This is a genomic window from Acinetobacter sp. 802_lipA, from assembly GCF_058242885.1.
Map to the genome: position 1 here is coordinate 2,963,874 of NZ_JBZAYP010000001.1, position 18,619 is coordinate 2,982,492.

General features: G+C 41.8%; 16 protein-coding genes. 9 read left to right on the forward strand and 7 right to left on the reverse strand.

The genetic code is table 11. The annotated features are described in order from the left end of the window. Positions 1-169: 169 nt before the first annotated feature. Positions 170-1,450, reverse strand: a complete 1,281-nt coding sequence (locus AC4CU3_RS14695; RefSeq protein WP_010327134.1) for an aspartate kinase — start codon at positions 1,448-1,450, stop codon at positions 170-172. A gap of 66 nt (positions 1,451-1,516) precedes the next feature. Continuing rightward, positions 1,517-4,210, reverse strand: coding sequence for an alanine--tRNA ligase (alaS, locus tag AC4CU3_RS14700; RefSeq protein WP_279043043.1), 2,694 nt, complete (start codon positions 4,208-4,210; stop codon positions 1,517-1,519). Between the two features lie 392 nt (positions 4,211-4,602). On the opposite strand from alaS, the gene AC4CU3_RS14705 reads away from it, so the two are divergent. Then, entirely contained in the window at positions 4,603-5,637 is a 1,035-nt protein-coding gene (locus tag AC4CU3_RS14705) for a type I glyceraldehyde-3-phosphate dehydrogenase (protein ID WP_279043041.1), read from the forward strand. 113 nt (positions 5,638-5,750) lie between these two features. Then, positions 5,751-6,056, forward strand: a complete 306-nt coding sequence (locus AC4CU3_RS14710) for a hypothetical protein (RefSeq protein WP_126037229.1) — start codon at positions 5,751-5,753, stop codon at positions 6,054-6,056. Between the two features lie 9 nt (positions 6,057-6,065). Here the strand turns inward: AC4CU3_RS14710 and AC4CU3_RS14715 are convergent, their stop codons facing one another. Both AC4CU3_RS14715 and AC4CU3_RS14720 read right to left on the reverse strand, forming a co-directional pair. After that, positions 6,066-6,365: an AzlD family protein gene (locus AC4CU3_RS14715; protein ID WP_126037227.1), complete on the reverse strand. Its 300-nt coding sequence runs from the start codon at positions 6,363-6,365 to the stop codon at positions 6,066-6,068. Next, the gene (locus AC4CU3_RS14720) at positions 6,362-7,108 is read right to left on the reverse strand and encodes an AzlC family ABC transporter permease (protein WP_126037225.1); all 747 of its coding nucleotides are present in this window, start codon (positions 7,106-7,108) and stop codon (positions 6,362-6,364) included. Before AC4CU3_RS14720 ends, AC4CU3_RS14715 begins: the two co-directional genes overlap by 4 nt. A 164-nt stretch (positions 7,109-7,272) precedes the next feature. Here AC4CU3_RS14720 and AC4CU3_RS14725 point away from each other — a divergent pair, with 164 nt between their 5' ends. Next, positions 7,273-7,728 (forward strand): Lrp/AsnC family transcriptional regulator, encoded by a 456-nt coding sequence (locus AC4CU3_RS14725; RefSeq protein ID WP_126037223.1) that lies wholly within the window; start codon positions 7,273-7,275, stop codon positions 7,726-7,728. Between the two features lie 87 nt (positions 7,729-7,815). Here the strand turns inward: AC4CU3_RS14725 and AC4CU3_RS14730 are convergent, their stop codons facing one another. Further along, entirely contained in the window at positions 7,816-8,328 is a 513-nt protein-coding gene (locus AC4CU3_RS14730) for a hypothetical protein (RefSeq protein WP_279043036.1), read from the reverse strand. A 429-nt stretch (positions 8,329-8,757) separates the two neighbouring features. Between AC4CU3_RS14730 and AC4CU3_RS14735 the strand changes: the two genes are divergently transcribed. The 4 genes from AC4CU3_RS14735 (at position 8,758) to AC4CU3_RS14750 (ending at position 12,779) form a co-directional block, all read left to right on the forward strand. Continuing rightward, positions 8,758-9,924: an ATP phosphoribosyltransferase regulatory subunit gene (locus AC4CU3_RS14735; RefSeq protein WP_279043034.1), complete on the forward strand. Its 1,167-nt coding sequence runs from the start codon at positions 8,758-8,760 to the stop codon at positions 9,922-9,924. A gap of 69 nt (positions 9,925-9,993) precedes the next feature. Then, a complete protein-coding gene (locus tag AC4CU3_RS14740) occupies positions 9,994-11,313 on the forward strand; it encodes an adenylosuccinate synthase (protein WP_236769313.1) in 1,320 nt (439 codons plus the stop codon). Positions 11,314-11,513: 200 nt separating this feature from the next. Next, entirely contained in the window at positions 11,514-11,819 is a 306-nt protein-coding gene (locus AC4CU3_RS14745) for a hypothetical protein (protein WP_004696180.1), read from the forward strand. Positions 11,820-12,005: 186 nt separating this feature from the next. Continuing rightward, entirely contained in the window at positions 12,006-12,779 is a 774-nt protein-coding gene (locus AC4CU3_RS14750) for a M48 family metallopeptidase (RefSeq protein WP_004982314.1), read from the forward strand. Positions 12,780-12,960: 181 nt separating this feature from the next. Here the strand turns inward: AC4CU3_RS14750 and AC4CU3_RS14755 are convergent, their stop codons facing one another. Next, positions 12,961-14,010, reverse strand: coding sequence for an NADP(H)-dependent aldo-keto reductase (locus tag AC4CU3_RS14755; protein WP_279043032.1), 1,050 nt, complete (start codon positions 14,008-14,010; stop codon positions 12,961-12,963). Between the two features lie 186 nt (positions 14,011-14,196). Beyond that, positions 14,197-14,904, reverse strand: coding sequence for a cAMP-activated global transcriptional regulator CRP (crp, locus tag AC4CU3_RS14760; protein ID WP_279043030.1), 708 nt, complete (start codon positions 14,902-14,904; stop codon positions 14,197-14,199). 147 nt (positions 14,905-15,051) lie between these two features. Here crp and AC4CU3_RS14765 point away from each other — a divergent pair, with 147 nt between their 5' ends. Then, positions 15,052-15,474, forward strand: coding sequence for an OsmC family protein (locus AC4CU3_RS14765; RefSeq protein ID WP_125273517.1), 423 nt, complete (start codon positions 15,052-15,054; stop codon positions 15,472-15,474). Between the two features lie 390 nt (positions 15,475-15,864). Beyond that, positions 15,865-18,444, forward strand: a complete 2,580-nt coding sequence (gene clpB / locus AC4CU3_RS14770) for an ATP-dependent chaperone ClpB (protein ID WP_125281298.1) — start codon at positions 15,865-15,867, stop codon at positions 18,442-18,444. Positions 18,445-18,619: the final 175 nt, after the last annotated feature.

The following is an 18,619-nucleotide window of genomic DNA, read 5'->3' on the forward strand; positions in this document are numbered from 1 at the left end:
CACTTGAATTTTTAGATATCTAGTGACATTAGGTATAACATTCATCTAAATTTAAGAAAGCCTCGGGCTTAATATAACAGAGCCACTATAGAAAAAACTATAGTGGCCCCTGATTTTTGTAGTCTTTTGCAAAAACTGTCAGACAATGACAAGTTTTTCGCAAGATTGCTTAAGCACGTGCGCTTGATTCACCATGTTCACGGTCTAAACCGAAAGCAGTGTGTAAAGAACGTACAGCAAGTTCTAAGTAGTTTTCTTCAATAATCACGGAAATTTTGATTTCTGAAGTTGAGATCATCAAAATGTTGATGCCTTCATCAGCTAGGGCAGTAAACATTTTACTTGCAACACCTGCATGCGAACGCATACCAACACCTACAATTGACACTTTAACAATGTCATCACGTGTAGCAACTTCGCGCGCACCAATAGCTTGAGCAGTTTCTTGAAGAATTTTTGTTGCTTTTGCAAGTTCGCCACGGTTTACCGTGAAAGTGAAGTCAGTTGTACCATCTTCTTCAACATTTTGGATAATCATATCCACTTCAATGTTGGCATTACCAATAGGCGATAAAATTTTAGATGCAATACCTGGTTCATCAGGAACACCTAGAATCGTAAGTTTAGCTTCGTCACGGTTAAATGCGATACCAGAGATAATTGGTTGTTCCATGTTGTCTTCCGCCTCAGTGGTGATTAGTGTTCCGACGTTCTTTTTAAAGTCTTCGTCGAATGCGCCATCATCGTCATTATCAAAACTTGATAATACGCGTAAAGGCACTTGGTATTTTCCTGCAAATTCAACCGAACGAATTTGTAGAACTTTAGAACCAAGTGATGCCATTTCCAGCATTTCTTCAAATGAAATACGGTCTACTTTTTTCGCTTTTGGTGCAACGCGTGGGTCAGTCGTATAAACGCCATCTACATCTGTATAGATTTGGCATTCATCTGCTTTTAATGCTGCAGCAAGTGCTACACCAGAAGTATCTGAACCGCCACGGCCGAGGGTGGTGGTGTTACCATCGGCATCGAAGCCTTGGAAACCAGCAACCACGATCACACGACCAGCATCTAAATGCGCAGTCATGGTGTCAGTATCAATCGACTCGATACGTGCTTTGGTAAACGCATTGTCTGTTTTGATACCGACTTGGCGACCCGTAAGTGACTTAGCTTCAACGCCAATAGAATTGAGCGCCATTGCTAACATTGAAATCGTTACCTGTTCACCCGTAGAAACCATTTGGTCTAATTCTCGTGGGTCAGGGGTTTCGGTAATGGCTTTCGCTAAAGCAAGTAGACGATTGGTTTCGCCACTCATTGCTGATACAACCACTACAACCTTGTGGCCGTGGTCATGCCAACGCTTTACACGACGAGCAACATTTAAAATGCGCTCTGGAGTACCCATAGAGGTACCGCCATATTTTTGAACGATTAATGCCATAGTTGTTCCATATAAACCATGACCCTGAATGCATCATTCAGGGTCAGTTACACAAAAGGTGAAGTTTTATTTCGCTTCAAGCCAAGCAGTTAAATCTGCCATCACTGTTGCAAACTTCTCGTTTAGTGGCGCGCCACCTTGTGCTAAGTCAGGTTTGCCACCACCTTTACCACCAAGCTCAGTTGCTAGATGTTTGATGATGTCACCTGCTTTAATAGAAGCAGTAAAGTCTTTTGCTACAGATGCAATCAGGCTAACTTTGTCACCTTCAACACCAGCAAGTACGATGACTGCATTTTCTAATTTTGATTTCACACCGTCATGTAGGTTACGAAGTGATTTCGCATCCATGTTTTGAACAGTCGTGATCAGCGTTTGACGACCCGCAAGCGTTTGAACTTGGCTAAGAAGTTCAGCAGCTTGGAAGCTGGCAAGTTTTTGATTGAGTTGCTCAATCTGTTTTTGCAAGCTTGATGCTGTGTCGACTAAGGCTTCAACTTTTTCTAAAGTTTGGTCTTTTTGAGCTTTCAATAAACCATTGATGGTGTTGATATCACGGTCAGCTTTTTGAGCAACTTCAATGGCTTTGGTACCTGTTACCGCTTCAATACGACGCACACCTGCAGCTACACCACCTTCAGAAGTGATTTTGAACAAGCCGATGTCGCCCGTGCGTTTAACGTGAATACCACCACACAGCTCAATTGAGAAGTTCTTTTCTTCAATGATTGAACCCATTGAAAGTACACGAACTTCATCGCCATATTTTTCACCGAACAACATCATCGCGCCTTTTGCTTTCGCAGATTCGATGTCTAAAAGCTCAGTAGAAACTGCAGTGTTGGCAATTACTTCAGCGTTTACAAGACGTTCAATTTCTTGAAGCTGTTCAAATGACACAGGTTGATCGTTGGCAAAGTCAAAACGTAAGATGTCTGAGGCAACCAATGAACCTTTTTGTTGTACGTGTTCACCTAAGATTTGACGTAGTGCAGCATGTAAAAGGTGAGTTGCAGAGTGGTTGCGTGCAGTTGCAGCGCGGATGTCTGCTTTGACTGTTGCTTCAACATTTTGAGCAACCTTAATGCTACCTACAGTAACAATCCCTTGGTGGACAAAAGCACCGCCCGATTTCTTGGTGTCTTGGACTTCAAAAATACCCGTGTCGTTTTTGAAAATACCCGTGTCACCAATTTGACCGCCGCTTTCTGCATAGAACGGAGTTTGGTTCAGTACGATGAGGGCTTCGTCACCTTCAACCACTTCATCAACTTGTTCTCCATCTTTGTAGATTGCGATAATTTGACCTTCGCCAACCGTTGCATCATAGCCATCAAACTGAGTTTCGCCTTCAACTTTAACAACAGAGTTGTAGTCAATCGCGAATTTACCTGCATCACGTGCACGTTGACGTTGCGCAGCCATTTCAACTTCAAAGCCTGCTTCATCAATGGTTAAATCACGTTCACGTGCGATGTCAGCAGTCAGGTCAGTTGGGAAACCGTAAGTATCATACAGTTTAAACACCACTTCACCTGGAATCACTGAACCTTTCAGTTGAGCCAATTCACCTTCAAGCAATTTCAAACCTTGCTCTAGAGTTTTAGCAAATTGTTCTTCTTCTTTCAGCAATTGCGCTTCAATACGTACTTTCTGTGCTTCAAGTTCTGGGTAAGCTTGACCCATCACTTCAATTAAAGGTTGCAACATTTTATGGAAGAATGAACCTGTTGCACCTAGCTTGTTACCATGACGAACTGCACGACGGATAATACGACGTAGTACATAACCACGACCTTCATTGGATGGGTTTACACCATCAGCAATCAGGAATGAACATGAACGTGCGTGATCCGCAACCACTTTAAGTGATGCAGGATATTGAACTGGTGTACCTTTTTCGCGAGCTTCTGCTTCAAGTGCAGCGGTATCTAAACCAATAATTTCAGCGGCTGCTTTGAGTAAGTGTTGGAACAGGTCAATTTCGTAATTTGAGTTAACATGTTGTAAAACAGCAGAAATACGCTCTAAGCCCATACCTGTATCAACAGAAGGCGCCGGAAGAGGGTGTAATACGCCATCCGCAGTACGGTTAAACTGCATGAAAACGTTGTTCCAAATTTCAATGAAACGGTCGCCGTCTTCTTCAGGTGTGCCTGGTAAGCCACCCCAAATATGGTCGCCATGGTCAAAGAAGATTTCAGAACATGGACCACAAGGACCTGTATCACCCATTGCCCAGAAGTTATCTGATGCGTATTGACCACCTTTGTTGTCGCCAATACGAATAATACGGCTAGCATCTAAACCAATTTCTTTGTTCCAGATGTCAAATGCTTCGTCGTCAGTGTGGTAAACCGTTGCGTAGAGTTTGTCTTTAGGCAGTGCTAACCAAGCTTCACCAGTGAGGAAATCCCATGCAAATTTGATCGCATCACGTTTGAAGTAGTCGCCAAATGAGAAGTTACCTAACATTTCAAAGAAGGTATGGTGACGTGCGGTATAACCGACATTGTCTAAGTCGTTGTGTTTACCACCTGCGCGGACACATTTTTGTGAAGACACTGCACGTACATAATCACGTTTTTCTAGGCCTAAGAAACAATCTTTAAATTGGTTCATACCCGCGTTGGTAAACAACAAAGTAGGGTCGTTGGCGGGAACTAGAGAACTCGACGCGACACGTGTATGCCCTTGCGATTCAAAGTAGCTTAAAAAAGCTTCGCGAATTTCAGCTGATGTCATAAAACGAGTACTCACAACCAAGTCACTCCATAATTTCGATTTGGCTAATAGTAGCTGAAGAAAGTCTTATTCTAAATACGCTGACTTCAGATACTGGCTTAAAAATTTTAAAACGCCAAATTATAACGGAAAAAGGATGTTGCACCAATCACTTTAAGGCGAATTGATGACATTTCTATGTATTCGATAGTTCTAAGATTTTGCTTGTTATTGTTGGATATTTATATCATTTCGTGGAAATGAGTTGATTAGTGCGAGGTGGTCAGGCCGGTCAATTTATCACTTAAGGGTTCATATTCATCATCTTCACTGATGGATGATAGAAAAAGAAAGCTTAACCAAATCTGTATAAATCCATTAATATAAGCCTGCTTTATCTTTCATCATTTTATACATAAGGGCAAGTCATGCAACGAGTGGCGATAAATGGATTTGGTCGAATCGGACGTAATGTACTTCGCGCTTGGTTTGAAAATCCAAAGAACTTTCAGTTTGAAATCGTCGCGGTAAATGATGTAGCAGATGTAGAAACCTTATTGCATTTATTTAAATATGACACCACGCATGGGCGCTTTCCCGGAAAAGTCGATTTAAGTTATGAAAATGAAAGGATTTATTTACATCTTTCTAAAGATCAATCGCAGCTCAAGGTTGAAGTATTGTGTCAGGCAAACCCGCAGAATTTACCTTGGTCAAGTCTCCATGTAGACGTGGTTCTAGAGTGCACAGGTTTATTTCGCTCGCGTGAAGCAGCAACAGGGCATATCAGTGCCGGTGCAAAGCGGGTCATTATCGGTGCGGCACCTTTTGACTCGGTTGATGCCGCAATTGTGTATGGGGTGAATCACCATGAGGTCAAAGTCAGTGACCAAATCATTTCCAGTGTGTCATGTACTACGCAGGCCTTAGTGCCTTTGGTTAAAATCATTGATGATGCTTTTGGGATTGATACTGCACTCATGACGGAAATTCATGCAGTGACTGCCGATCAGTCTGTATTGGATCATGCGCATCGTGATTTAAGACGTGCTCGTGCTTCAGGTCAAAACATTATCCCAACGACATCGTCTGCTTTAGGTGCTTTAAAACAAGTCATGCCGAAAATGGCCGATCGTATCGATGGTTATTCGATTCGTGTGCCAACCATTAATGTGGCGGCGATTGATTTAACTTTTATTTCACAAACTCCGATTACCGACCATAAAATCAATGAAGTACTGATTCAGGCGGCGAAGTCAGACTACCGTGAAATTATGGATGTGACGGATGAACCTTTGGTGTCTTCAGATTTTAATCATTCACCCTATTCACTTATTGTTGATTTAACGCAAACCATGGTGGTGGGGCATCAAGCTAAAGTCTTTGCGTGGTATGACAATGAGTGGGGCTATGCAAACCGCTTATTAGATTTGTGTGAATCTTTTAGTGCGTCAACTACCTAAAGGTTTTTATTTTTAAGCATCTTTTACTCTGAAAACAAGATGATAGGCATAGACCGAATACAGACTTGTGGTTATCATGAATTTATAAACGAAAATAATGTAGAGCGGTGCTTATGTTGATCTTAATTTGGGGATTTATTTTGTTGTTGGCGGTCGCTGTCATTTTTTTAATTTGGTTTCAATTTAAAAATCAGGCAGATAAAACCGATCCAAGCGTAGAGCAAAATCAGCTGCAAGAAAAAGTACATCATCTTGAAGAAAATTTAAAAAAGACCTTGGAAATTATGCAAGATCTTGCAAAAAAAATGCATGTGCAACAGGAAGTGATCGAACAGACTACGTCTAAGTTGCAAAAAGTTGAGTTACAAAACGCTGAATTGGTGAATATTCTCGCTAAAGCTGTACAGCCTGAACGCTAAAAATTCAGTTTAGATGAGCACGGTACGTAATAATGCCGCGCTCAGCATACTAATCACAACGGTTGGTAAAAGTGAAAAGCGTGAAGCTGCAATCAATGTGATGGCAATGGCGAGTAGATCTGCGACATTGTCTTTGACAAAATAAGGTGCAATTACTGAAATAAGTACGCAGCCTGGAACAACTTCCAAAATCTTTCGTTGTTTGTTGCTTAAAGCTTTATTTTTCAGCAAAACATAGCCCAATATACGCGTCAGATAAGTGGTTGCTGCGACCAATAAAATTGCGCCAAGTGTAGTGCTGTGGATCATAGCTCATCCTCCTGAATAAATAAGAAGGCAGAGGCGATGCCACAGATTGCCCCAATAGGCACATACCAACCCGTCGGTAAATATAAATAAGCAATGGCCGCACTGATTAGACTGATAAGCCAAGGGCGTGCGGCGCTAAAGCCTTTCCACATACCACGCAGTAAAACCAAAAATACTGCAGCAAAGGCCATATCAAATCCATAACGGTGAACATCGCCTAGCAAAGGACCAAGAATGGCACCTAAGCTGGTAAAACTGACCCACATCAAGTACAGAGCAAAACAGATGCCTGCGTAGTAGGGCATGCTAAAGGCCTGTTGTAGCCCAAATCTTTTCTTCTTTTCTGCATCGGCAAGAGCTGCGGCCCAACTTTCATCACACATGAAAAACAGGGCAGGGAAAACCTGTCGATTAGGCAAATGGCGTAAATAGGGCACGAGACTTGCACCCATGAGCAAATGACGGCTATTGACTAAAAAAGTAATGAAAATTAAAACGAGAAAATTTGGTGGATTGGTCCAGACCTCGAGCACGGCAAACTCGGAACCGCCCGCAAAGTTTAGGCCAGTAAATAATGGAACTTCTAAATGGCTAAAGCCTTTTTGAGTGGCTTGTGTTCCTAGGACCAAAGCAAAAGGAATAATGCCCAGCAGCATGGGGATAGATGTTTTAATACCACGTTTAAACTCGACGTAATCTGTAGAGTCATTGAGTTCTTGAGTCGTATTTCTAAGGGAGAACATTTTAAATCGCCTATGCGTGCTAGGTTTTGGTGCAGTAGGTGAATAAGTTTAGGCTTTTTCCGAAGATATTTTTTGCTTTATTTAGCTTAATATAGGGCTTGTTTGGAATAATATGCTGTAATTGGTTAAATATGAGCAAAATTATGCTTTAGGAGGTGAAATTTATGGATCAAACCGATAAACGTATATTGCAAGTGCTACAAGTTGATGGAAAACTTCAAAATAATGAGTTGGCTCAGCGTATCGGACTGTCTGCCTCACCGTGTTTAAGGCGAGTAAAACAGCTAGAAGAAGACGGGATTATTCGGGCTTATGTGGCTTTGGTTGATCCTGCTAAGGTGAATCTGCGTTTGACCGTGTTTGCACGCATTTGGCTAAAAAGTCAGGATCCGCAAACTGTGAACCAATTTGTTGAATCGATTCGTGAAGTTTCTGAAGTGGTCGAGTGTCATTTAATGGCAGGGGATTGTGATTTCTTTTTACGTATTGTGGTTGCAGACTTAGACGCCTATCGACAGTTTCAAATCCATCGCTTGAATAAAATCCCCAATATACAAAGTATTAAAACAGAAATTCCTTTGCAAAATATCAAACAAACCACAGAACTGCCGATTTGGTAGCTCAAAAGTTGATAACAAAATCGCCCGTGAATGTGACAGCATGACTCAAAGTGATAGACTTGCACTCTAGTCATGCTGCTTAGGATGTTATGACTCTTCGTTTAAAAAGCCTTCTTTAATTTCTTTAGGTAGATCTGCGTGCCACCATGCATAAATACTGGCTTTAATTTCTTCATCTTCTTCAGGATCATTTAGGGGTTCATCATCTTCACGAACCAGTTCATCACCTTCAAATTTGAACCAAAACTCCCAAGGATCATCATCACCGCAACCCCATGCTTGCGCATGGATGTCTGGAAGCAAGGCTTTCAGGAAGAACAAAATCGCTTCCATGAACTCATCACCTGATGAACCATGGACAAAGTGTGCGATGGAATAACCCGCGAGGGAGTATAGCGATTCAGGACCTAAGTCAAACTCGATATTATCGACGGTATTTAAAATATCTTCGGCCAGTTCAGCGCCATGGTCTGGATTAATGTCACAGACTAAAGCTGTAAATTGACTCGCATCGCCGCGATGTTCTTGAAATAATCGGTCTAATTTTGACATGATTTGAGCATCTGGATGCTTGTAATATAAGTTGCTGTGCATTTCCATCGAATTTTCCCCAAGTAAAAAATATGTGATTAAAAGTGTTATCTGTATAACGCCGTTGTATTTATTGTTGCTGTTAAATTGAGCTGAAGTATAAAATAATGTGTCTTTTGTGCAAGCATAGGTATAATTGGAAATAAAAGATAAAACAAAGTCTTAAATGAATTTTTCCAATCTGTACAGAGCACTAGGATGAGTTAATATTATTTATTCTGATACTTGGGCATTGTCTAAAGCCATGTTTTGAATGACTCGCTCAAAATCGGTAAGAATTTATAAAGTTGTTAACGATGACATCGAAACGATAAATTAAATTTTCCGAAATTGTCTAATGCACAGCACATTGTATCGTGATAGACTAAGAGAAATCGGGTGTGCCCCGATTTTTTTATGCGGATTCGTTCCGCGCAGACAAGATTTTAGGTTTACAACATGCCCATTTCAGAGACATGGTTATTACCTGATGGTGTAGCTGATGTACTACCAGAACAGGCGCAAGTGATTGAAACTTTGCGTCGTCAAGCATTAGATTTCCTCGCAACTCGAGGTTATCAGTTGGTGTACACGCCATTCATTGAATACATCGAATCGTTATCTTCTCTTTCAGAATCGAATCAAGATTTAGACTTAGCCACTTTTAAAGTGATTGATCAGCTTTCTGGTCGTTTGCTTGGTGTACGTGCAGATATGACACCACAAGTGGCTCGTATTGATGCGCATGTACATCCAGTTGAAGGCGTTGCTCGTTATTGCTATGCAGGAACAGTCCTACATACCAAACCACAAGGCTTTAATACCACGCGTACACCTTTGCAGTTAGGTGCTGAGCTATTCGGTTCAGACAGCATCGATGCCGATGTTGAACTGATTGATGTGATGATCAGCCTGCTTGAAAAAACAGGTTTTGCAGACGGTATCCATTTGGATTTAGGCCATGTGGGTTTATTCCGTAGTATGGTGAGGTTTGCGGGGTTAAACAAAGCGATTGAACGTCAACTCTCTGATTTATACCAACGTAAAGCTCTACCAGAATTGGCAGAATTTACCCAAGATTTAAACTTTGGTGCTGACTTTTATACTTTAGGTCGTTATGCCAGTGACTTAGATGCCTTGCAAACGCATTTAAGTGCAGAAGTTATTGCCGATGCAGAATTTAAGCACGCTTTTGATGCATTAAAAACCACACAATCTGAGATTCAAGCACGTTGGCCAAATCTTCAGATGGGTATTGATGTGGTTGAGCTACGTTCGTATCACTACCATACGGGCTTAATGTATGCCGTTTATGCACCAAACCGTGCTGCACCATTGGCACAGGGTGGACGTTATGACGGGATTGGTGAACACTTTGGACGTGCACGTCCAGCAACAGGTTTTAGTTGTGACTTATATGCACTTAGTGCAGGTCGTTTTCAGCAAAACAGTCTTGTAGTTGCACCCAAAGGTACTCAAACAGATTTGATCCAAGCGATTGAACACACACGTGCTCAAGGCATGAGTGTGATTCAACTTTTGGGGCAGGATGATTTAACTACGCTTCCATATGCAACGCACCAGTTGGTGAATGTTGCAGGTCAATGGACTGTAGAACAAATTTAATCACTTCTTCAGGTAAGCTAAAACCTGAGAAGTTCTTCAATTTTAACAGCATGATGCAATGAGGCTATTATGGGCAAGAATGTTGTGGTACTCGGTACCCAATGGGGCGACGAAGGTAAAGGTAAAATCGTCGACCTGCTCACAGATCAAGCGGCTGCGGTCGTTCGTTATCAAGGCGGACATAACGCAGGTCATACACTTGTCGTTGGTGGTAAGAAAACTGTATTACACCTCATTCCATCTGGTATTTTACGTGAAAACGTACTGTGCTTAATTGGTAATGGTGTGGTGCTTTCTCCTGAGGCGCTCATCAAAGAGATGGACATTCTTGAAAAAGAAGGCGTGCCAGTTAAAGAGCGTCTACGTATTTCTCCGAACTGTCCACTGATTTTGCCAAACCATATTGCACTTGACCAAGCGCGTGAAATCAAGCGCGGTAATGCGAAAATTGGTACCACTGGTCGTGGTATTGGCCCTGCGTATGAAGACAAAGTTGCACGCCGTGCAATTCGTGTTGCAGACTTGGTTCGTGGTGGCGAGCATCTTAAAGCTCAGTTAACTGAACTTCTTGAGTACCATAACTTCCAATTAACGCAATTCTACGGCGTAGAAGCAGTTAAATTAGAAGATGTACTTGCGCTGTGTGATCAATGGCGTGAAGTGGTTGCACCACTTGTGATTGATGTCACTACAGAGCTGCATAATTACCGTAAAAACGGTGACAACATCATGTTTGAAGGTGCTCAAGGTTCACTTCTAGATGTTGATCATGGTACATATCCGTATGTAACGTCTTCAAACACAACTGCTGGTGGCGTAAGCTCAGGTTCTGGTTTGGGTCCATTACATCTTGACTATGTATTGGGTATTACCAAAGCATATACAACACGTGTAGGTGCAGGTCCGTTCCCAACTGAGTTGGTTTATGACGCTGCAAATGACGTAGGTGATGCTATTGGTAAGCACTTAGGGACTGTAGGTTCTGAATTTGGCGCTTCTACAGGTCGTCAACGTCGTTGTGGTTGGTTCGATGCTGAAATCCTTCGTCGTTCTGTAGACGTAAACTCACTTTCAGGTATTTGCTTAACTAAACTTGATGTTCTTGACGGTTTAGAAGAAGTGAAAATCTGCATAGGTTACGAAGCTGCTGATTCTGGTTGTGTTGGTTCTTCTGATGCGCTTGCATTTGAAACTTTAAAACCAATTTACGAAACGATGCCGGGTTGGTCTGAGTCTACCTTTGGTGCGAAATCAATGGATCAATTGCCACAAGCGGCGATCAACTATGTAAAACGCATTGAACAATTAATCGAATGCCCAATCGATATCATTTCTACAGGTCCAGACCGTGAAGAAACGATTGTTTTGCGTCATCCATTTGACGCTTAAGCGATAAAGCATTGAGTAAAAAACCCTGTCTCGTACAGGGTTTTTTATTTGTGCGATACATTTGTACATGAGCTTGATAGGTATTGATTTAAGCTACTGAGCTGGAATGATTTTCCCGACTAAAGTTGCATGAATAAGCACGACATAATGTATAAGTGCTTGTTAGAATAAAATGCACAATAAACAGATGAGCAGGCAGGATGCAAAAGAATATCGCGGGAACTATTTTTTACTCACTACTTTTTGCTATGGGTGGTGCGCCAACAATCGCGATGATGATTATTCAAGGGCAAACCACCGATCCAGACGTGATTTATAGTGCGCTCATTGGATTGTCTGTGATTATTGCTTGTATCTTGGTGCCGATCATTCTGCTCCAAAATGCATTTCTGTTTGCAAAGCGTAAAAGTGCGACCCTTGAGGAAAAAATTGAACCTTTAAGCCACCTGTATTTGGGTTTAAATATCCTGTGTTTGGTTTATTGGCTTTTAATTCAGTTTATGTAAGTAGGTTTAAGGTGGCGTGTAGATAAGGCTTTACCGCTGAAATTTGGCTTATTGTACTTAATTGTGAAGATATTTTTACATAATTGCTATGATAAAACGCGGTGATGATATTTAACACTTTAAATCTATTTAATATAATTCAGCACATTATGTAAAATGCTTTGAGATGGATGGAGTTAAGCAATAATGAAAAATAAAATATTAATGAGTTTGTGTGCAGCAAGTGTGGTTACAATTTCAGGTTGTGCAACTTTTGCGGAAGTGGCAGGTGCGGACACTGCAACATTAAATGCAGCAGCAACCCAAGGCTTCAACAAAACAGTGAATGAAGCACGAAGCACAAAGACCTTAGATACCTCATCTACGACCTATAAGCGTATTTATGGTGTATTCAATCGCTTGAAGCCATATGCCGATCAAATGAATCAAACTGGAACGAAATTTGACTGGCAGTTGGCAGTACTTAAGTCAAATCAGGTCAATGCCTATGTTGCACCTGGTGGTAAGGTGGTGTTCTATACAGGTATTGTAGATAAATTGAACCTAACGGATGCTGAAATTGCAGCGGTGATGGGACATGAGATGGTGCATGCTTTAGAAGAGCACTCGAAGAGTAAGGTTGGTGCGCAGGCATTAACGGATTTGGCATTGGGAATTGGTCTAAGCGCAGCAGGTGTAGGTCAAACGGGTTCAGCAGCAGCGCAGCTAGGTAGTCAAATTGGTATTGGTTTGCCTTACTCACGTAGCCTAGAAAGTCGTGCAGACCAAGGCGGCTTAATGTTGATGGCTAAAGCAGGCTATAACCCTCAAGCCGCAATTAGCCTGTGGGAAAAAATGAATAAGCTTGATGGAGCAGGCGGCTCTTCATTCCTATCGACGCACCCATCAAATAGTCAGCGTATTGAAGCAATGCGTAAGAACTTAGCCGCTGCTCAAGCGGTTTATAATCAAAGACGTTAATTTATTTTTGAGTAAAAAAGGACGCTAAGACGTCCTTTTTTACTGTCAGTTTATGATTTTGAAATTCATAAATTATTTGTGACAGGTGAAGTTGTGATTCAAACATTACATTTATCACCCCAATAGAAGCAGTACAGATATAGTCTGAGTCATACAATAAAGCAGTGCTTTATTGTATGACTTAGGGTGCTGGGTTCGGCTGTTGCTGATGAATGGCTTGAATACCTTGTAAAACCTCTTCTGATAAATCAATCTCAAAGGCTTGAATATTTTCTTTCAGCTGGTCTAAGTTGGTCGCACCAATAATCGTACTGGTCACAAAAAACTGCTGCTTGATGAAGGCTAAAGCCAGTTGCGTCGGCGTTAAACCGTGATGTTCAGCCAGCTGTGCATACTGTTCTGTTGCCCATTCACTCTCTGGGTTGCTATAACGACTAAAGCGGCTGAAAAGCGTCACGCGAGCATTCGCTGGGCGTGCACCATTGCGGAATTTACCTGTGAGATAGCCAAAAGCGAGTGGGGAGTAAGCGAGTAAACCAACGCCTTCATATTTCGCAATTTCTGACATGCCAATTTCATAAGTACGGTTCAATAGGCTATATGGGTTCTGCACACTGACAAATTTAGACAAGCCGAGCTGTTCTGCAATTTGTAGAAACTTCATGGTGCCCCATGGTGTTTCATTAGATAAACCAATATAACGAATACGCCCTTTTTGAATCTCTGCTTCTAATGCTTGTAGTGTCTCTTGCAAAGAGGTCACGGTTTGCGTGTTATGGGCTTCACTGTTTTCATAGCCTAATTTGCCGAAAAAGTTGGTTGGACGTTGTGGCCAGTGTAGCTGATATAAATCGATATAATCGGTCTGTAAACGCTTTAGGTTGCCATCTAGAGCCGAAGAAATGTCGCTTGCATTAAAACGAGTCTGTCCATCACGAATATGACTACCACCTTGCGACGGCCCCGCAATTTTAGAGGCTAAAAATAGCTTGTCTCGACCGCCGCGCTGGGCAATCCATTGGCCAATAATACTTTCGGTTGCACCTTGGGTTTCATGTTTTGGAGGAACAGGGTACATTTCCGCAGTGTCCCAAAAGTTAATGCCTTGCGCCAAAGCATAGTCCAGTTGCTCAAAGGCTTCAGCTTGAGTGTTTTGCTCACCAAAGGTCATGGTGCCGAGACAAATTTCAGGAACCAAAATACCTGTATCGGCTAAGGGTTTAAATTGCATTCAACATTTCCTTTTATGGACTGCGTTTTTTCGGTCGAATTAGATTACACAGTTATGCCCAGTAGGTTAAATCACTATTTTTACAAAGTTTGTCATGATTTTGTCAAAGCAGAAGCAGATTTAAAGACATAAAAAAAAGCAAATCCTAAAATTTGCTTTTGGCTGTATCAGCTATGGAGGAAAGTCTTATTCTTCGTCTTCATAGTCATCAGCATTCGCTTTTGACTCTTCTAAAGAGGCATCAAAAATTAAGATGGCTTTACCATCAGTTTCGATCATGCCTTGCTCTTCGAGTGTTTTCAAAACACGACCAACCATTTCACGTGAACAACCGACAATACGTCCAATCTCTTGACGCGTAATACGAATTTGGCGGCCATTTGGTAAAATCATCGCTTCAGGCTGCGTAGATAGATCGATTAGGCAACGTGCAATACGACCTGAAACATCGATAAAGGCAAGGTCAGTCACTTTACGAGTGGTATTTTTTAGACGGCGTACCAGCTGTGCAAATACTGCATAGCTCAGGTCAGGGTATTGTTTGCTGAGCTCATGGAAGTTTTCATAAGTCACTTCAGCAATTTCGCAGACATCACGGGTACGCACTTCTGCAGTACGTTGTGAGTTTGCTTCGAATAGACCCATTTCCCCAAAAAAATCACCCGCATTTAAATAAGCGACCACGATTTCACGTTCATCGTCTTCACGCAGAATAATGGAGACCGAACCTTTTAAAATCAAATATAAAGATTTAGATTCTGAGCCTGCATCTACGATGGTGGTACGCTTAGGATAACGATTAATATATGCGCGTTTTAATAATGCTTTGACTGACTCGGGGAGTTGACCTGGAGACAGCGCATCAGTGCTTAATTGTGAAAAGCTTGAAGTCATGCTAACGGTTCCGAAAATGGATAAAATATAGATCGCACAGACCTAGGGTGAACTTGTCACACAGTCAGAGCTGAAATTCCTTATCAACTCAATTTATGTTAGTGTACAGTCACTTCGTCAATCTATAGCTTTTTTTAGGTACTTGCAATGCAAACAACTGTTCATTGGTTAGAGAATGTTGCTTTCGAAGCAAAAACTCAAAGTGGTCACAGTGTTATCATGGATGGATCGCCAGAATATGGGGGTGAAAACCGTGGTCCAAGACCAATGGAATTGATCCTGACGGGACTGGGTGGTTGCGCCTCTTTTGACATCGTAACCATACTTAAAAAATCACGCCAAGAAATTACCAATGTACGCTGTGAACTCAAGGCAGAGCGGGCAGATAGCATCCCTGCAGTGTTCACAAAAATCCACTTACATTTCGTGATTACGGGTCATGCGGTGAAGGAAAAACAAGTCGCAAAAGCTGTGGAATTATCGGCAGAAAAGTACTGTTCTGCGAGTAAAATGTTGATGGATGGTGGGGTTGAAATCACCCATGATTTTGAGATTATTGCAGCAAATTAAACGCTGACTTTTAAGTCATTTGGGGCTGATCTGGTGATCGGCCTTTTTCATGCTTCACGCTTTTGTTTTGATTCCGTAAACTGGGACAGAATTCATCACACGAATAAATAGAAAAATGCGTTGCTTGTTTGATTAATAATTGATCAAATGATTTTAGTTGTCACTGATTGATAGGTCGTTGTGGTTTTTAATACATAAATAATCTAGGTTGACGCTTGAAAATAAGACGGAGAAGACCCATCTTACAACCGAGTCTTATGAGTTTATTATTAAGATAAGCTAATGAAAAATAACTTAAAATGTAGAAAAATTAATTAAATTTGAATTGAATTTTGAGCAATTGTTCCCATATATCCATCAAGTTCGAAATTTGTTGTGAGGAAAACAAGAATGCGATTTGAAAAATTCACAAACCGCTTACAGCAAGCTCTCTCAGATGCTCAATCACTTGCAGTGGGGAAAGACCATACCGCAATTGAAGGTATTCATATTTTATCAACGTTGTTAGATGAAACCTCCAATCTGAGTTTGTTGCAACAAGCGGGTGCCAATTTACCTGCTTTACAAAGTAAATTAAAACAAGCGCTAGCTGATGCACCAACACTGACGAATCCTACAGGAGACGTCAACTTAAGTTCAGAGGCAGTCAAAGCGCTGAATTTGGCAGATAGCTTCGCGCAAAAAGCAGGTGATGAGTTTTTGTCTACCGATTGGGTGATGCAAGCCTTGGCCGAAGTGGGGGCAACTAAAACGCTACTCAACAGTGTGGGCGTGCAAGCAGAAAGCTTACGCAAAGTCATTTTAAAAATTCGAGGTGATGAGAAAGTCATGAGCAACAATCATGAAGATCAACGTGATTCTCTAAATAAATACACCATTGATTTAACTGAACGCGCACTTGCAGGTAAGTTAGATCCTGTGATTGGGCGTGATGACGAGATTCGTCGTACCATTCAAGTTTTGTCGCGTCGTACCAAAAATAACCCAGTGTTGATTGGTGAACCAGGGGTGGGTAAAACAGCCATTGTTGAAGGCTTGGCACAGCGGATTATTAATCGTGAGGTGCCTGAAAGCTTACAAGGTAAACGTGTTTTATCTTTAGATTTGGGTTCTTTGCTTGCGGGTGCTAAATACCGCGGCGAGTTTGAAGAGCGCTTAAAAGCAGTGCTGAAAGATTTGTCTAAACAGGATGGTGAAGTCATTTTGTTCATCGACGAATTACATACGCTGGTAGGCGCAGGTAAAGGCGATGGTGCGATGGATGCAGGCAATATGCTAAAACCTGCTCTGGCACGTGGTGAGCTACGCTGTGTTGGCGCGACCACATTAGATGAATATCGCCAATTCATTGAGAAAGATGCTGCGCTAGAGCGTCGGTTCCAAAAAGTGTTGGTCGATGAGCCAAGTGTGGAAGACACCATTGCGATTTTACGTGGGTTGAAAGAGCGCTATGAAGTGCACCATGGTGTGAAAATTTTAGACTCTGCCATCATTGCAGCAGCGAAAATGTCACATCGTTATATCACCGACCGTCAATTGCCTGATAAAGCGATTGATTTGATTGATGAAGCGGCTTCTCGTATCAAAATGGAGCTGGACTCTAAGCCAGAAGCTTTGGATAAACTTGAACGTCGTTTGATTCAATTGAAACTGCAACTTGAAGCAGTGAAAAAAGATGAAGATGCAGGTAGTCGTGCTGAAGTCGCTCATCTTGAAAAGCAAATTAGCGAAGTTCAACACGAATACAATGATTTAGAAGAAGTTTGGAAAGCTGAAAAAACCTTAGTCGAAGGCACCAAACAAGTTCAAGCCGAATTGGATCAGGCTCGTATTGCGCTGCAAAAAGCGCAGCGTGAAAACGACTTGGGTGAAATGTCGCGTCTTCAGTATGGTGTGATTCCAGAGCTGGAAAAACGTCTCAATGAAGAAGAAGTCGTTGAGGAAAAAGAAGAGCCAAAACTACTGCGCAACAAAGTCACTGACAATGAAATTGCAGAAGTCGTTAGTGCTGCTACGGGCATTCCAGTGGCTAAAATGATGCAAGGTGAACGTGAGAAACTTCTCCATATGGAAGAGTTCTTACATAACCGTGTCGTTGGGCAGGATGATGCTGTGGTTGCAGTATCCAATGCGGTTCGTCGTTCGCGTGCGGGCTTGTCTGACCCGAACCGACCAAGCGGCTCGTTCTTATTCTTGGGTCCAACGGGTGTTGGTAAAACTGAGTTGACCAAAGCACTGGCAAACTTCTTGTTTGATAGTGACGATGCCATGATTCGTATCGACATGTCCGAGTTTATGGAAAAACACTCTGTCAGCCGTTTGGTGGGTGCACCTCCTGGTTATGTTGGCTACGAAGAAGGTGGTGTGTTAACCGAAGCTGTACGTCGTAAACCCTATAGTGTCGTGCTGTTCGATGAAGTGGAAAAAGCACATCCTGATGTGTTTAACATCTTGCTCCAAGTGTTGGATGATGGTCGTCTAACGGATTCACAAGGTCGCGTGGTTGACTTTAAAAATACCGTGATCGTCATGACATCGAACTTAGGTTCGAGTGATGTGCGTGAGTTGGGTGATAATCCTTTGGATGAAGAAGTACGAGCAGTGGTGATGAATGCCGTGACGCAACATTTCCGTCCAGAGTTTATCAACCGTATCGATGAGTTAGTAGTCTTCCATTCACTCAAAAAAGCGCAAATTCGTGGTATTGCGGATATTCAATTGGATCGTTTACGTGATCGTTTGGTTGAAAAAGATATGCGCTTAACGGTGGATGATCAAGCCTTTGACTTATTGATTGACGCTGGTTTTGACCCTGTATACGGTGCACGCCCATTGAAACGTGCCATCCAACAACAGGTTGAAAACAACTTAGCTCAAAAAATATTATCTGGTTACTATGTGGCTGGAGACAATATTATGATTACTGCACATGATGGTCAATTGAGCTTTGATAAAGTGAAAATGAGTTAATCATTTAAACGGTTCCTTGAAACTAAAAAACCCAGCTTCGGCTGGGTTTTTTATTACGGGATAGAAATGTTAAAAAATGACATTTTTAAGCCAAAATGTGACGTAAGTTTTCACATTTATGTGATGGGTGTGGCATCTAAGTGGTTTATTCGCAAAACAATTATCTTTATTTGAA

What these genes read in the sequence shown, in the direction of transcription:
- AC4CU3_RS14695 (WP_010327134.1), bottom strand. Translation starts at nt 1,450, where the DNA reads ATGGCATTAATCGTTCAAAAATATGGCGGTACCTCTATGGGTACTCCA.
- AC4CU3_RS14705 (WP_279043041.1), top strand. Translation starts at nt 4,603, where the DNA reads ATGCAACGAGTGGCGATAAATGGATTTGGTCGAATCGGACGTAATGTA.
- AC4CU3_RS14710 (WP_126037229.1), top strand. Translation starts at nt 5,751, where the DNA reads ATGTTGATCTTAATTTGGGGATTTATTTTGTTGTTGGCGGTCGCTGTC.
- AC4CU3_RS14715 (WP_126037227.1), bottom strand. Translation starts at nt 6,365, where the DNA reads ATGATCCACAGCACTACACTTGGCGCAATTTTATTGGTCGCAGCAACC.
- AC4CU3_RS14720 (WP_126037225.1), bottom strand. Translation starts at nt 7,108, where the DNA reads ATGTTCTCCCTTAGAAATACGACTCAAGAACTCAATGACTCTACAGAT.
- AC4CU3_RS14725 (WP_126037223.1), top strand. Translation starts at nt 7,273, where the DNA reads ATGGATCAAACCGATAAACGTATATTGCAAGTGCTACAAGTTGATGGA.
- AC4CU3_RS14730 (WP_279043036.1), bottom strand. Translation starts at nt 8,328, where the DNA reads ATGGAAATGCACAGCAACTTATATTACAAGCATCCAGATGCTCAAATC.
- AC4CU3_RS14735 (WP_279043034.1), top strand. Translation starts at nt 8,758, where the DNA reads ATGCCCATTTCAGAGACATGGTTATTACCTGATGGTGTAGCTGATGTA.
- AC4CU3_RS14740 (WP_236769313.1), top strand. Translation starts at nt 9,994, where the DNA reads ATGGGCAAGAATGTTGTGGTACTCGGTACCCAATGGGGCGACGAAGGT.
- AC4CU3_RS14745 (WP_004696180.1), top strand. Translation starts at nt 11,514, where the DNA reads ATGCAAAAGAATATCGCGGGAACTATTTTTTACTCACTACTTTTTGCT.
- AC4CU3_RS14750 (WP_004982314.1), top strand. Translation starts at nt 12,006, where the DNA reads ATGAAAAATAAAATATTAATGAGTTTGTGTGCAGCAAGTGTGGTTACA.
- AC4CU3_RS14755 (WP_279043032.1), bottom strand. Translation starts at nt 14,010, where the DNA reads ATGCAATTTAAACCCTTAGCCGATACAGGTATTTTGGTTCCTGAAATT.
- crp (WP_279043030.1), bottom strand. Translation starts at nt 14,904, where the DNA reads ATGACTTCAAGCTTTTCACAATTAAGCACTGATGCGCTGTCTCCAGGT.
- AC4CU3_RS14765 (WP_125273517.1), top strand. Translation starts at nt 15,052, where the DNA reads ATGCAAACAACTGTTCATTGGTTAGAGAATGTTGCTTTCGAAGCAAAA.
- clpB (WP_125281298.1), top strand. Translation starts at nt 15,865, where the DNA reads ATGCGATTTGAAAAATTCACAAACCGCTTACAGCAAGCTCTCTCAGAT.